The organism is Mycolicibacterium komossense, from assembly GCF_025822605.1.
Taxonomy (GTDB): Bacteria; Actinomycetota; Actinomycetes; order Mycobacteriales; family Mycobacteriaceae; genus Mycobacterium; species Mycobacterium komossense.
Genome location: NZ_JACKTY010000040.1, coordinates 125,827 through 139,487, shown reverse-complemented (window position 1 = coordinate 139,487; position 13,661 = coordinate 125,827). Strand labels below are relative to the sequence as shown.

Here is a 13,661-nt window from a genome sequence, read left to right as displayed (position 1 = left end):
TTGGGCGAAGCTCCTTCGGATGGATTCGCGTGACGGGAATCGGCCGCGGTGGTGCTCTAGCCGGTCTTGGGCAGGTTCAGATCGGGCATGCAGACCTGGGCAAGGTCTTCCAGCGGGACTTTCAACACGGACGCGAGTGCGGCGACGGTCGTGAAGGCAGGGGTGGCCAGGCGTCCGGTCTCGATCTTGCGCAGGGTCTCGGGCGAAATCGACGCGGCCTGCGCCACTTCGGCCGGCTTGCGGTCGCCACGTGCCTGCCGCAGATAGGCACCGAGTCGCTTGCCGGCCGCGAGCTGCTGCGGCGTCAGGGGGGATCGCACCATGGCGCAAGGATACTCATGCTCGGTATGAAAATACCGAGGCGTGCTCTAGTCTGGTATTTCTATACCGGATTGTTGACAAGAAAGTTCAAGGTGAGCGCGTGTTGGAGTTGAAGACGCCACAGGAGATCGAGGCGATGGCCACCACCGGGGCTTTCATCGCGGATTTGCTCGATGACCTGCACGCGCGGGCCCAGGTCGGGGTGAATCTGCTCGATCTCGAACACCGTGCCCGGCAGTTGATCAAGGAGCGCGGGGCGCAGTCCTGCTACTGGGACTATGCGCCGTCGTTCGGCCGCGGGCCGTTCCGCAACGTCATCTGCCTGTCCGTCAATGATGCGGTGCTGCACGGACTCCCGCATGACTACGTCCTGCGCGATGGAGACCTGCTGAGCATGGACATCGCGGTGTCGATCGACGGCTGGGTGGCCGACTCGGCGCGCAGCCTGGTAGTCGGCTCGCCGCGAGCTGAGGATCTGCGACTGATCGAAGCCACCGAACGCGCACTCGCCGCCGGCATCGACGCCGCGCGCTCCGGCCGGCGGCTCGGCGACATTTCGGCGGCCATCGGCGCGATCGCCGCCGAGTACGGCTACCCGGTGAACACCGAATTCGGCGGGCACGGTCTCGGCCGGACGATGCACGAGGATCCGCACGTGTCCAACAAAGGGCGGGCCGGTCGGGGCCTCAAACTGCGGCCCGGTCTGACGCTGGCACTCGAGCCGTGGTTCGCCCGCAGCACCGACCGGATCGTCTACGACCCGGACGGCTGGACCATCCGCTCGGCCGACGGGTCGCGGACCGCCCATAGCGAACACACGATCGCCATCACCGACGGTGAACCGCGCGTCTTGACCCGCCGCGCCGCCTGAAGCATCCACAGCCGCTCTCCAGCCTCGGTGTGTACCACCGAAAAGGAAGGAGGACTGATGACCGATTTGTTTGACGTTGAGCAGACCCAAGAGAGCACCCACAGCCGGCGAATGGCGGCTTACCAGCGAGCCGGAGTCGGCCTGATCTACGGCGATGACGGTCACTGGATTGCCGACCATCTCGACGACGAAGAGAAGGTGCACGCCGAAGCCAAGGCTGACGCTGCGTGGGCGCTGACCCACCGGCACTGCGCACGATCGGGACATACGGTGGACGCCCCGCCGGGATGCTTCGTCCGCTACCGCTGCCCCGACTGTGGGCAGCAGGTCAGTCTGCACCCCACCGGCAAGGTGTCAGCACACGCCGTCCGCATCGCGGGTTGACCGGAACAGCGAGCGGGGCTGGGGCGAAAAGCGGCTCTAGCGGTGTTCAGGCGTAGAGCTCCTCGAACTTCTTGATCGACCGCTCGATATCACCCTTCACCGCACGCGCCGCGGCAATTCCGACCGGGCCGAACAGCGGCCGGCCACCCAGGTCGATCTTGACGGTGAATTCGCAGCCCTCCGAGGAGGGTGCGACCGTCATCTTCAGCGCGTACCTGGTGCCGCCGACCCCCTCGCCGGTGATCCCGACCAGCTTCGGGGGGTCGAACTCCTTGACCGTCCACGTCACGCGGTTGCGCAGGCCTTTGGCCCCGGCCACACCGACCACCTTCGTGCCGACCGACAACTCCTCGGGCACCTCACCGCGCCAACCTTGGTGCATCTCCAGCCAGTCGCCGAGCGACGACAGGTCCGACACGTGCTCCCACGCCTCGTCCGGGCTGATCGTCAGGGTGCGGGACAGCTCGAGTTTGGCCATCCCTGCATGTTAATCAGCCGAATGGCAGCTACTTCGGCGACTGCACGGCCAGGGCGTCGGTGTCCTCGGACGGGGTTTCCGGCTCCGCCTTCGGCTTGAGGTGGCTGAAGTGGTGGTCGCCGCGCGGGTAGACCACCAGCGGCCACCAGAACCACCGGCCGAGCAGGGTGGCGATGGACGGCATCAGCAGCGACCGCACGATCAGCGTATCGACCAACAGGCCGATTGCGATCGTGGAGCCCATCTGGGCCAGCACGGTCAGCTGGCTGAACATCATCGCCGCCATGGTCGCGGCGAACACCAGACCCGCGGACGTCACGACACCGCCGGTGCCGGCCATCGACCGGATGATGCCGGTCTTGAGTCCGGCGTGGATCTCGTCCTTGAACCGCGACACCAGCAGCAGGTTGTAGTCAGACCCGACCGCCAACAGGATGATCACCGACATCAACATGACCAGCCAGTGCACCTGGATGCCGAAGAGGTCCTGCCACAACAGCACTGAGATACCGAATGACGCCGCGATCGAGCTTCCGGCCGTCAACACGATGGTCAACGCCGCCACTGCGCTGCGGGTGAGGATCAGCATGATCACGAAGATCAACGTCAACGCCGACACCACGGCAATCAACAGGTCGTACTTGGCGCCGTCCGCCATGTCCTTGTAGGTGGCGGCCACGCCGCCGAGGTAGATCTTGGCGTTCGACAACGACGACATCTTCAAGGCCTCTTGCGCGGCCTGCCGTTCGTTGTCGACCCGGGCGATACCCTCCGTCGTCGCCGGGTCGGTCTCGTGAGTGATGAACATGCGCGCCGACTTGCCATCCGGCGACATGAACATCTTGACGCCGCGCAAGAAGTCGGGGTTCGTGAACGCCTCCGGCGGCAGATAGAACAGGTCGTCGTTCTTGGCGTTGTCGAACGCGGTGCCCATCGCCAGCGCGGTGTCGTTGGACGCCTGCATCTGGTCGAGCAACGCCTTCTGGTTGTTGTAGGACGCCAGCGACAGGTCCCTGCTGGCCTTCATCGACGCGATGGTCTGCGGCAGGAGTGCGGTCAACTTCGGGGCGAGATCCGCCAGCTGATCGGTGTTGCCCTGCACCCCTTCGGTCTGATCGGTCACCTCGTCGATGCCGTCGAGCGAATCGAAAAGAGACTTCGCCGCGTTGCACAGGGGGATGTCGAAACAGTGCGGTTCCCAGTAGAAGTAGTTACGCAGAGGCCGGAACTGATCATCGAAGTCCGCGATGTGGTCGCGCAGCTGTTTGGTCGTGTCGAGCAGGGCCTGTGACTTGGCCGCCGAGTCCTGCGTGAGCTTCGTTTGTTCGAGGGAGAGTTGGTACTGCTTTTCCAGGATGTCGATCGAGACATTCGTCGCGTCGACCATCCTCTTGGTGTCTTCGAGCTGAGCGCGCTGGAAGGGCAGATTCATATTGGTGGTCTGGCCCGAGATGCTCGTCTGGAACGGAATTGAGCTGTGCTGAATCGGGATTCCGAGCGGCCTGGTGATGTTCTGCACCATCGCGATGCCCTGGGTGTGCATGACGTTGCGGGCCACCGCGTTGAGCACCAGCATGTCGGCCGGATTGCGCATGTCGTGGTCGGCCTCGACCATCAGGATGTCGGGGTTCATCCGGGCTTGGCTGAAATGCCGGTCAGCGGCAGCGAATCCGACGTTCACCGGGGCGTCGTCGGGCAGATAGTAACGGTCGTTGTAGGCCGGCTTGTACCCGGGAATGGCCACGACGCCGATCAGCACGACGAACAGGCTCGCCACGAAAATCGGTGCGGGCCAACGTACTACCGCGGTGCCGACCTTCCGCCAGAATCTGCTCTGGGGTGGTCGCTTGGACTCGTACATCCCGACGCGGCTGCCGAGGTACAGCACGGCCGGTCCGAGCGTGACCGCGATCGCCACCACCACGACCATGCCGATCGCGACCGGAGCGCCCATGGTGCTGAAGTACGGCAGTCGCGCGAAGCTGAGGCAGTATGTCGCCCCGGCGATGGTCAGGCCCGACCCCACGATGACGGGGGCGACGGACTTGAAGGTGGCGTAGTAGGAATCGTCTTTGTCCAACCCCATACCGCGGTCTTCGCGGTAGCGGCCGAAGATGAAGATGCCGTAGTCGGTGGCGGCGGCGATCGCCAGCATCGTCAGGATGTTGCCGGCGAACGTCGTCAGGCCGAACACGTTGTTGATGGCCAGCACGGAGATGACTCCACGCGCGGTCAGCAGCGCGAGGAACGTCAAGAACAACTGGACCAGCGTGGTTCTGATCGAGCGGTAGACGACCAGCAGCATCACCGCGATCGCGACGAGCGTGATCAACGTGATCTCAGCCAGGCTCGCGTTGCCGATGACGTGCAGATCGTCGGTCAGCGCGGCCGGGCCCGCGACGTACGCCTGAACGCCCGGCGGGGCCTTGGTGGCCTCGATCGCTTTACGAGCCGCGTCGACGCCTTCGTTGGCCAGGGTTTGGCCCTGTTCGCCGGCCAGGTTGATCATCACGTACGACGCCTTGCCGTCGGCGCTCTGCGCGCCTGCCGCGGTCAGCGTGTCGCCCCAGAAGTCCTGGATGTGCTGGAAGTGTTCGGGATCCTGCTGGAGCTTGCGGATGATCTCGTTGTAGTAGTCGTGGGCGTCGGGGCCCAGCGGTTTGTCGCCCTCGATGACGATCATGATCGTGCTGTTGGAGTTGAACTCCTTGAAGTTCGCGCCCATCAGCTTCATCGCCTGCATCGACGGCGCATCCTCCGGCGCCATCGGCGCAGAGTGCAGCTCACCGACCACTTCCAGCTGGGGTGCGGCCACGTTCACGATGACCGCGATGGCCACCCAGAACAAGATGATCGGCACCGCCAGGATGCGAAGCAGGTGGGGGAAGACGGGGCGCTTCTGCCGAGCGGGGCTCGCGGCCGTCTCGGTGTCGGGGGGCGTGGCGTGGGTCATGCGGACTTCACCAGGCAGTAGGTCTGGGCGTTGATGCCATCGGCTGATTGCTCCTCACGTACGGCGCCGTTCACGGTCACCTTGCAGTGGATCTGATCGCCATCGGTTTGAGCCATCAGGCTGGCGCTGACCGTCGGCAATGTCGTCGACAAGGTGACAGACCAGGGCAGCGGAACGGTGACGTAGTGGACGTTGGCGTCCGGATCGAAATAACTGATCTGAGCGGTGGATCCCGGTGACCCGTCCACGTCGTACACCAGGATCTTCGGATTGAACTGGACAATCTCGATGCCCTTGCCGGCGTTGGGGTTGAGGTCCTCGGACGCGAACATCTTGTGCAGCCGGGACACCACCAGGCCCGAGATGGCCAGGACCACGATGAGGACCAGCGGGATCCACACCTTTTTCAACCCGCGACCCACGTGAATTCTTTTCATTCTCATTCTTCCCGGCCGGCTGCGGCCAGCGAACCGTCGGCGTTTTCAACAAGCCGATCCAAAATCGGAAATGCGACCTGGGACGAAAGCCACAATGTGTGCGCGTCTTCCGGACTCAGTGTCGACATCAACTCCGCCAGGCGTTCTCGACGAAGTCGCTTTCTGTCGTCGAGTAACGCCTGGCCGCGAGGGGTGATCCCGATGAGGCAGGCGCGCCCATCGTCGGGATCAGCGAACCTGGCAACCAGATCCTGGCGCTCGAGGCGCTGGATCAACTGGGTCATGGACGGCTGGCTGACACCTTCTTTCGCGGCCAGAGCCGTGAGCCGGATGGGACCTTCCCGGTTGACCCGGTTCATCGCGAAAGCGGCCGATGCGCCCAGGTCCGTTCGGTCGGTCAAGAACCGTGCGGTGAGGTCGAGTGCCTGGTCAAGCAGGTCGCCGACGCAGTCGCTGGCGCCACTGGCGAGGACGGACTTTTCCACGACGTATCTATATCACAGAGGCTATGTAGTGGCGATCCGAGCGGTGTCCCAAAGCAACTCACAGCGACCTCACAGGCGGGGCATTTTTGGTTGACCACGAGCCGTCCGGTGGTGGCACAAGTCAAACATCCTCTGTAGCAATGCTATTCGATCATCTAACAAGTCGGATCCCGCCAGATGGCCGTTATTCGGCCGCGGGGTCGATGCTGCCACCCGCAGGAGTCTCTATATTCATCTCGTTATGTAGTCCGTAGATGGGCATTTCCGTCACACCGTTCTGGCAGTATCGAACACATGTTCGACGATTCGTTTCCGGAGCCTGCGGAGCTGTTCGCGGTCTCTGATGCTGCGCTGGTCGAGGCGATCGCGGGCTGGGCGCGCGCCTCCGCGGCTGCGGATGCGCGGCGGTTGGCGGCGATCGACGAGTTGGTCCGACGCCGCTGCGGAGATCCCGACGACGAGCGCAATCTGTGGGCGTGCGACCCGACGGACTCCGCGGCTGCTGAGGTCGCCGTCGCCTTGAACATCGGGCACGGCCGGGCGATCACACAGCTCAAACTCGCGGGCCTGCTCCGAGGGCGGCTGCCGGCGATCAACGCCCTGTTCCTGGCCGGGTCGATCCCGTTGACGATGGTCAGCACCCTGATGTGGCGCACCCTGCTCGTCGACGAAGACGTGTTAGATCTGCTCGACGCCGCCCTTGCTGAGGACGTCATCGGTTGGGGTCCACTCTCGGGCAAGAAGCTCGAACAGGCCATCGACCTGCTCATCGAACGGCACGATCCACACGCGGTGCGCCGACTGCAGCAGGCCGCCCGCAGACGTGATGTCGTCATCGGTGACCGCGACGATGACACCGGCACCGCTGCGATCTATGGCCGGCTGCTGGCCACCGACGCCACTGCGCTGAAGAAACGGCTGAACCTGATGGCACACAGTGTGTGCGGAGACGATCCCCGCACGATGGGGCAACGCCGCGCTGACGCGCTGGGCGCCTTAGCGTTCGGCTCCGATCACCTGGACTGCCTCTGCGGCGTCGTGGAATGCCCGGCCAACCCCGACGACGGCCGCGCCTCGAACGTGCACATCCACATCGTCGCCGACCCCTCGGCGCTGACCGCCGCACCCGAGCCCCGTATTCACGGCGAATACCCCGGTCACACCCCCGCACCCGAATTCGGACCCGATCCGGTTCCCACGCCTGAACCTGCGCCGGCGTTCACTGCGGAGGCGCGCCGCCCGGCCGCCAAGCCCATCCCGGTGTCTGCGCCGCTTCCCTTGCCCAAACATGCGGTCGCATCAGATCTTGACCTCCCTGCCGCCCGCGCCCGCGCCACCCCGGCACCGAAGCCGGCCCGGCCATGCCGCCCCGGTGCCGGAGTCATCCTGGGCGGGCCGATCGTGCCCGCCGCGCTATTGGCCGAACTGATCCGCAACGGAGCACAGGTAACGGTCGTCCGCGAGCCCGGAGTCGATCCCGAACCCCGCTATACGCCTTCGGCGCGACTGGCCGAGTTCGTCCGTATGCGCGATATGACCTGTCGGTTCCCCGGCTGCGACCTCCCCGCCGACCGCGCCGACATCGACCACACCGTGCCCTGGCCCTATGGGGCCACCCACCCCGGCGATGTTAAGTGCTACTGCCGAAAACACCACAACCTCAAAACTTGGTGGACCGGTGACTGGGCCGACCACCAATCCCCCGACGGTACCGTCACCGTCACCAGTCCCACCGGCACGACCTACACCACTAAACCCGTTAGCTCCCTGCTGTTTCCGGGCTGGAACACTGCCACCACCGCATCGCCACCACGCGGCGCACCACCCACACGACCGCCCGGCTGCGGCGCGCCGAGGACAAAACGAAAACGCACCCGAGCCCAAGGCCACGCGTACCGCATCGGAGCCGAACGCGCACTCAACGCCGCCCTGATCGCGGCCGCAGCGCCCGGCGACCCACCGCCATTCTCGCCGATAGCCATTTAGGTCAATAGTGTTGCCTAGTGGGGGATCTCGCGGGCGATGGTGTCCAGTAGCTCGGGGTAGCGCTTCGCTTCGCGATGACCGCCGGGCTTGCCGCTGCTGACCACTCCAGCGGCGAGACCGCGTTCCGGATCGGCCCAGACGGCGATGTCGACGAGGCCGGTGTGGCCGAAGGCTGCCGGCTCGCCGCGGCCGAAGGGGCCAAATCGCTTCGACCCCAGCATGTATCCGGTACCCCAGCGCATCGGCATCAGCCCGGTTGCGATATCGGGTCGCAGACGTCGAACCGGCCGCGTCGCCGCGTAGAGGGTCTCGGGCTTCATGACTCGCACACCGTCGAGTTCGCCGCCGCGGCGCAGCATTTCGGCGAACCGCGATAGCTCGTCGGCCGTCGACACCGTGCTGGAGGACGGTACGACGCTGGTGAGGAACTGCGGGGTGTTGGTGAACGGGATGATCTGCTGGGTGGTGCCGCCGACGGCCAGCTTGAACGCGGCAGCGATCGGCGCGGGCAGAGGCTTACCGGTGGCATGGCTGGGGGCCACGAGCGGAACATCTTGTGGTGCAACACCGTAATTCGTCCAACGGAATCCGAGTGGGTCCAGGATCTCCTCGGCCAGCACGTCGCGGATGTTCTTGCCCGTCGCAGCGGAGACGATCTCGCGGGTCAACGGGCCCCAGGTCAGTGCGTGGTACATGTGCACAAGTCCCGGCGGGTAGACGGTGCGCAGATTGCCCAGCATCTCGCGGGCATAGTCGCTGTCGTTCATGCGCCGAAGGTCGGGCTTCGGGCCGAGCGCGAAGGGCACGCCGGCGCTATGGGTCATCACATGGCGGATGGTGGTGCGGTCCTTGCCGTGGCTGGTGTAGCTGGGCAGGTAGTCGCACACGCGGTCGTCCAGGGAGAACACCCCACGCTCGACCAAGAGGTGGACCAGTGTCGTCGTCATCGCCTTGGCCGCGGAGTACACGCAGAACGGTGTCTCGGGAGTGACCGGGATCTTCTCGGCATCGGGCGGATCGTCGGGCCCATTGCCCCAGCCGTGGCCGATGGCCCGGTTCAGCACCACCCGCCCGTGGTGGCGCAGACACACCTGGATCGCAGGGTGCATGCCCGCCTGATACCAGTACCGCGTCGCCTGCCAGATCCGCTCGATGGCATTCGGGTCGATCCCGGAGTGATCTTCTGCGCCGACCGACGTCACGGCGTCCAGGTCGGCGGGGACTCGGATTCTGCCGTCGCTGTTGAGTTCGGCCACGCCCTCCACGCTACGGGCTCAGCTAGCCCGCGTAGCCGGCGCCGGGCGGGTCGGCGGGTCTCGGGATGGGTAGCCCCTCGTCCGGGGGCCAGTCGTGGCCCGCGAAACCGGGAGTGCCCTGCAGAAGCTTGATGCTCGACATCCACGCGGCATGGTCGGACTCGTTGTGGTGCGGCCCGAGCGGTTCGAGCCGGAACCATTGGGTGCGCAGTTCACACGGGACCACGAAGCCGTCAGGAACCAGCATCCACGCAGCATAGGGTCGGTTGCGTCACCTCGCGCTGGGAGAATGTATGTGGACTTATGTCATCGTCGGCATAGTGGCCTTGCTCGGTGTCGGTCTGGTCCTCAGCCAGCTGTTCCGGCTCAAGGACTGGCTCAGGAATTCGCCTCCGCTGCCGCCGCCGGTGGAACCGCCGGATGACGCAGACTCGTGAGGGTGGCGGCCACCGCGTCCGCTACGGCTGTGCGGGCCGGCCCCAGGTAGTGGCGTGGATCAGACACCGCAGCGTCGGCCGTGAGGTAGCCGCGCACCTGGCCGGTGAACGCGACGTTGAGCAGGGTGCCCACGTTGATCTTGGTGATCCCGGCACGGACTGCGGTACGGAGGTCTTCGTCGGTCACGCCCGAGGAACCGTGCAACACCAGCGGCACCGGGACCACTGCGCGTAAGCGCTCGATCAGGTCGAAATCCACAGTGGCGGTGCGGGTCGACATGGCATGCGAGCTACCGACGGCCACCGCCAGCGCATCCACTCCGGTGGCTGCGACGAACTCCGCCGCGGCACCGGGGTCGGTCCGCACACCAGGGGCGTGGGCACCGTCCTTGCCGCCGACCTCGCCGAGTTCGGCTTCCAGGAACAATCCGTGTGCGTGTGCCCACTGCGCGGCCGCACGGGTCGCGGCCAGATTGCCGGCGTACTCGAGCAGCGAGGCGTCGAACATCACCGAGCTCACGCCCGCGCCTGGCGCGGCATGAAGGAGTGCGACGTCTTCGACGTGGTCGAAATGCACCGACACCGGCGTCGACGCTTGCGCGGCCACCGCCAGCGTCGCGGCGCTGATGGGCCCCGGACGTCCGCCGTGGAACTTCACGGCGTTCTCACTGATCTGCATGATCACCGGGCTTCCCGCCGCCTCCGCGCCGGCAGCGATCGCCTCGGCATGCTCGAGGGTGATGACGTTGAAAGCGACGATGCCGGAGCCGGCCTGGTAGGCGGCCGTGACCAGCTCGCCGGTCCGCGCTATCGGCACGCGCCGACCAGACTTTCGTGCGGCGCACAGGCTTGCGCGTATATCCGCAGGACGCCTGCGATCCGGTCGATGACCAGCGCTCTTGGGTCGGCGGTGATCAACCCGGTGCGCACCCGCTCATACTGCTCAGGCAGATAGGCGCTCAGCATCGGCTCCGGAATGCCTTGCGCACTTAGGTTTTTCAACAGAACGCTGACGGCGTCGTCGATCTCGCGATCGGCCCAGTAATAGCGCACCCGGTCGCTGTAGCTGTACCGCCGGGCGATGGCACGATCCTGTAGCGAGCCGGGGTAATAGCGCTCCCAATGCTCCGGGGACGCGAGCATCCGCCGTTCCACCACCGCGGATAGATTCGAACACTCAAGTGGTGCAACAATTTCCGATTCGATGGCGGCCAGCGCGAACAACGCCTCCCGCATCGCGAAGGTCAAGCCGGGACCAACTTTGAGGACCCGCCAGCCGTCGGCGACCAGCGTCGCCAGCGCGGCCGGGTTCTGGTAGTCGGTGGAATGGGCTTCGAAAGTCATCGTCGGTTCGTCGTCGAGCGCGGTGCGCAGGTCCTCGGTTCCCTCGCGGTGGTAGTCGACCACCCGCCAGTGGTCGAATTCGACGCCGGGCTGCACCACCAGCGCCATCACTTGAGGCCACACGTGGTCCAAACCGGCGCGGCCGAACGCCTTCCGATGCGCATCCAGCGTCACCCGCGCATGCTCGGCGGTGGTGGCGGCGAGTTCGTCGATGTGGTGCGCCGCGCCGCCCGGGGTGGGCACCTCCGTCCCGATGACATAGCGCAGTCGGCCGGTCAGGCCGACTCGGGCCGCCTCCGCCTCCGCGACGGCGAGCATCCGGGTGGCGCGAGCCGCGACCAGGTCATCGGTCAGCGGCCCCTCGTCGTCGGCGCAGGGGTAGCTGCAATCCAGGTGCAGCTTGGTATAGCCGGCGGCGACGTAGCTGCGCACCAGTTCGTCGACGTGGCCCATCGCCACCTCGGCGGGCAGTTCGCGCCACCGGTTCGGGCCGAGGTGATCCCCGCCGAGAACAATCCGCTCGACGGGAAACCCGACACGATGCGCAATCTGCTCGACCAGGTTGCGAAAGTCCGCCGGGCGCATGCCTGTATAGCCGCCGAACTGGTCCACCTGGTTGGAAGTGGCCTCGATCAGGACCGCGTGTTCACCGTCTTTGGCCTGTTCAAGGGCTGCCTCGATGACTAGTGGGTGCGCCGAGCACACCGAGGTGACGCCACCGGGATGCGGCCCGCCGCCTCGGTGGACGACGATGTCCAGGGGATGTGTCATGCCACCAACCTCACATAACTCGATGCGCGTATCTGTTCATATAGACGTGAATGAGCACCTAGACTGCTCGTGTGAAAGCAGAGCGCCTTGGCGAGATTCTCGACCGCGTGGTCGAGAGCGGAAGTGTCGACGTTCCCCGGCTGGCCCAGGAGTTCGGGGTCTCGGGCGCGACGATCCGCCGAGATCTTCAGGCTCTGCACGAGCAGGGCCTGATTCGCCGGACGCACGGCGGCGCGCTGCCCAACCCGGGCGGTATGGAGATGCCGATCCGCTACAAGGCGTCGCGACAGCTGCGGCAGAAACGGGCCATCGGCCTGGCCGCGGCCGCGCTGATCTCCGACGGCGAGGTGGTCGGCCTGACCGGCGGGACGACCGCCACCGAGGTGGCCCGCGCGCTGGCCGATCGGCGCGACCTCACGATCGTCACCAACGCGCTCAATATCGCCGCTGAACTGGTCTCGCGGCCCAACATTCGCCTGGTGGTCGTGGGCGGAAACGCCAGGCACGCCTCGTACGAGCTCGTCGGGCCCGCTGCCGAACAGATGATCGCGCAGTACCACCTCAACGTGGCATTCGTCGGTACCGACGGCTTCACGGTGAGCGCGGGCTGCACCACCCACGACGAGATGGAGGCGCATACCGACCTGGCCTTCATCCGGCAGGCGGCCCGCACCGTCGTCGTCGCCGACAGCAGCAAGATCGGGAAGGTGACCTTCGCCCGCATCTGCGGACCTGAGCTGGTCGACACCCTGGTCACCGACTCGGGTATCGAGCCTGAGTTCCAGGCGGCGGCCGAGGCCGCCGGTGTCGAGGTCATCGCTGCAGCACCGCGATAGCGTCATGTGAGTGAAATCCGTTCGCGCGAACGCTGAGCCGAGCCGGTCTCGGCGTCGAAGAGGTAGGTCCGGTCCGCTCGCAACTTGAGGCCGACGGTGCTACCCGCGGGCAGCATGGTGTCCGGCGATGCCTGGGCGATGACCCGGGCCGGCGCCGCCCCGGCGGTGTCGACGAGTGCGTTGACCAAAACGTGGCTGCCCAGCGGCTCGCAGAAATCGATCTTCGCGGGCACGGTGCTCTCCACTGATAGCGGTTGTACCTCAACGTGTTCGGGCCGAACACCCACGATGACTGGGCCGTCGGGCTCGGCGACGACGGCGATATCGGCTCCGGCGATGTGCAGCGTGCCGTTGCGGATGGTGCCGGACATCATGCTCATCGGCGGGCTGCCCATGAACGACGCCACGAAGGTGTTGGCCGGCCGGTTGTAGATCTCGTCGGTTGTTCCGATCTGCTGCACTTCACCTTTCGACATCACACAGAGCCGATCCCCGAGCGTCATCGCCTCGACCTGGTCATGGGTGACGTAGATGGAGGTGACGGGCATCTCGCGGTGCAGTCGCCGCAGATCGCCGCGGACCTGTGTGCGTAGCTTGGCGTCGAGATTGGACAGTGGTTCGTCGAGCAGGAACGCCTGCGGCTTACGCACCAACGCGCGCCCCATCGCGACGCGCTGGCGCTGGCCGCCGGAGAGCTGACCGGGTTTGCGTTTCAGCAGATCGGTGATCTCCAGCAGGGCTGCGGTGTCGCGGACACGCTGCTCGATCTCGCGCTTCGGCGTCTTACGCTGACGCAGCCCGTAGGCCAGGTTCGCGTACACCGTCATATGCGGATAGAGCGCGTAGTTCTGGAAGACCATGGCGATGTCCCGCTGCCCAGGTCCCAGCCGATTCACGGTAGTTCCGGCGATTTTGATCTCTCCCGAGGTCGGCTTGTCCAAACCGGCCAGGAGCCGCAGTGCGGTGCTCTTACCGCAGCCCGACGGCCCGACCAGAATCAGGAATTCGCCGTCGGCCACCGTCAGATTGAGGTTCTTGAGCGCCGCCGTGTCCTCACCCGGGTAGCGACGGGTGACATCACAGAACTCCACTTGCGCCATCT

General features: G+C 65.7%; 14 protein-coding genes. 4 read left to right on the top strand and 10 right to left on the bottom strand.

Annotated elements, in window-relative coordinates; translation table 11 throughout:
* Positions 1 to 56: 56 nt before the first annotated feature.
* Positions 57 to 323, bottom strand: a complete 267-nt coding sequence (locus tag H7J73_RS25210) for a helix-turn-helix transcriptional regulator (protein WP_264070476.1) — start codon at positions 321 to 323, stop codon at positions 57 to 59.
* Positions 324 to 421: 98 nt separating this feature from the next.
* Here H7J73_RS25210 and map point away from each other — a divergent pair, with 98 nt between their 5' ends.
* Positions 422 to 1,192: a type I methionyl aminopeptidase gene (map, locus tag H7J73_RS25205; RefSeq protein WP_264070475.1), complete on the top strand. Its 771-nt coding sequence runs from the start codon at positions 422 to 424 to the stop codon at positions 1,190 to 1,192.
* Positions 1,193 to 1,249: 57 nt separating this feature from the next.
* Complete coding sequence (locus tag H7J73_RS25200; protein WP_264070474.1) at positions 1,250 to 1,576, top strand: hypothetical protein; 327 nt, start codon at positions 1,250 to 1,252, stop codon at positions 1,574 to 1,576.
* Positions 1,577 to 1,622: 46 nt separating this feature from the next.
* On the opposite strand, the gene H7J73_RS25195 is transcribed toward H7J73_RS25200, so the two are convergent.
* The 4 genes from H7J73_RS25195 to H7J73_RS25180 are packed head-to-tail and all read right to left on the bottom strand — an operon-like array spanning position 1,623 to position 5,929.
* Positions 1,623 to 2,054: a type II toxin-antitoxin system Rv0910 family toxin gene (locus H7J73_RS25195; protein WP_264070473.1), complete on the bottom strand. Its 432-nt coding sequence runs from the start codon at positions 2,052 to 2,054 to the stop codon at positions 1,623 to 1,625.
* Between the two features lie 28 nt (positions 2,055 to 2,082).
* The gene (locus tag H7J73_RS25190) at positions 2,083 to 5,007 is read right to left on the bottom strand and encodes an MMPL/RND family transporter (RefSeq protein ID WP_264070471.1); all 2,925 of its coding nucleotides are present in this window, start codon (positions 5,005 to 5,007) and stop codon (positions 2,083 to 2,085) included.
* Positions 5,004 to 5,444: an MmpS family transport accessory protein gene (locus H7J73_RS25185; RefSeq protein WP_264070470.1), complete on the bottom strand. Its 441-nt coding sequence runs from the start codon at positions 5,442 to 5,444 to the stop codon at positions 5,004 to 5,006. Before H7J73_RS25185 ends, H7J73_RS25190 begins: the two co-directional genes overlap by 4 nt.
* Positions 5,445 to 5,446: 2 nt before the next feature.
* Positions 5,447 to 5,929 carry a MarR family winged helix-turn-helix transcriptional regulator gene (locus H7J73_RS25180; RefSeq protein ID WP_264070469.1) on the bottom strand — a complete coding sequence of 161 codons (483 nt, stop codon included), beginning with the start codon at positions 5,927 to 5,929 and terminating at the stop codon, positions 5,447 to 5,449.
* Between the two features lie 294 nt (positions 5,930 to 6,223).
* On the opposite strand from H7J73_RS25180, the gene H7J73_RS25175 reads away from it, so the two are divergent.
* The gene (locus H7J73_RS25175) at positions 6,224 to 7,915 is read left to right on the top strand and encodes an HNH endonuclease signature motif containing protein (RefSeq protein ID WP_264070468.1); all 1,692 of its coding nucleotides are present in this window, start codon (positions 6,224 to 6,226) and stop codon (positions 7,913 to 7,915) included.
* 14 nt (positions 7,916 to 7,929) lie between these two features.
* Here the strand turns inward: H7J73_RS25175 and lipE are convergent, their stop codons facing one another.
* From lipE to H7J73_RS25155, 4 genes are all read right to left on the bottom strand, one after another.
* The gene (gene lipE, locus H7J73_RS25170) at positions 7,930 to 9,171 is read right to left on the bottom strand and encodes a lipase LipE (RefSeq protein ID WP_264070467.1); all 1,242 of its coding nucleotides are present in this window, start codon (positions 9,169 to 9,171) and stop codon (positions 7,930 to 7,932) included.
* Positions 9,172 to 9,193: 22 nt separating this feature from the next.
* The gene (locus tag H7J73_RS25165; protein WP_264070466.1) at positions 9,194 to 9,418 is read right to left on the bottom strand and encodes a hypothetical protein; all 225 of its coding nucleotides are present in this window, start codon (positions 9,416 to 9,418) and stop codon (positions 9,194 to 9,196) included.
* Between the two features lie 131 nt (positions 9,419 to 9,549).
* Entirely contained in the window at positions 9,550 to 10,425 is an 876-nt protein-coding gene (locus tag H7J73_RS25160; RefSeq protein WP_264070464.1) for a class II fructose-bisphosphate aldolase, read from the bottom strand.
* On the bottom strand, positions 10,416 to 11,723 hold the full coding sequence (locus H7J73_RS25155) for a D-tagatose-bisphosphate aldolase, class II, non-catalytic subunit (RefSeq protein WP_264070463.1): 1,308 nt from the start codon (positions 11,721 to 11,723) through the stop codon (positions 10,416 to 10,418). The genes H7J73_RS25160 and H7J73_RS25155 overlap by 10 nt, the downstream gene beginning before the upstream one ends.
* Positions 11,724 to 11,794: 71 nt before the next feature.
* Here H7J73_RS25155 and H7J73_RS25150 point away from each other — a divergent pair, with 71 nt between their 5' ends.
* Complete coding sequence (locus tag H7J73_RS25150) at positions 11,795 to 12,559, top strand: DeoR/GlpR family DNA-binding transcription regulator (protein ID WP_264070462.1); 765 nt, start codon at positions 11,795 to 11,797, stop codon at positions 12,557 to 12,559.
* 2 nt (positions 12,560 to 12,561) lie between these two features.
* Here the strand turns inward: H7J73_RS25150 and H7J73_RS25145 are convergent, their stop codons facing one another.
* Positions 12,562 to 13,659, bottom strand: a complete 1,098-nt coding sequence (locus H7J73_RS25145) for an ABC transporter ATP-binding protein (RefSeq protein ID WP_264070461.1) — start codon at positions 13,657 to 13,659, stop codon at positions 12,562 to 12,564.
* Positions 13,660 to 13,661 lie beyond the last annotated feature (2 nt).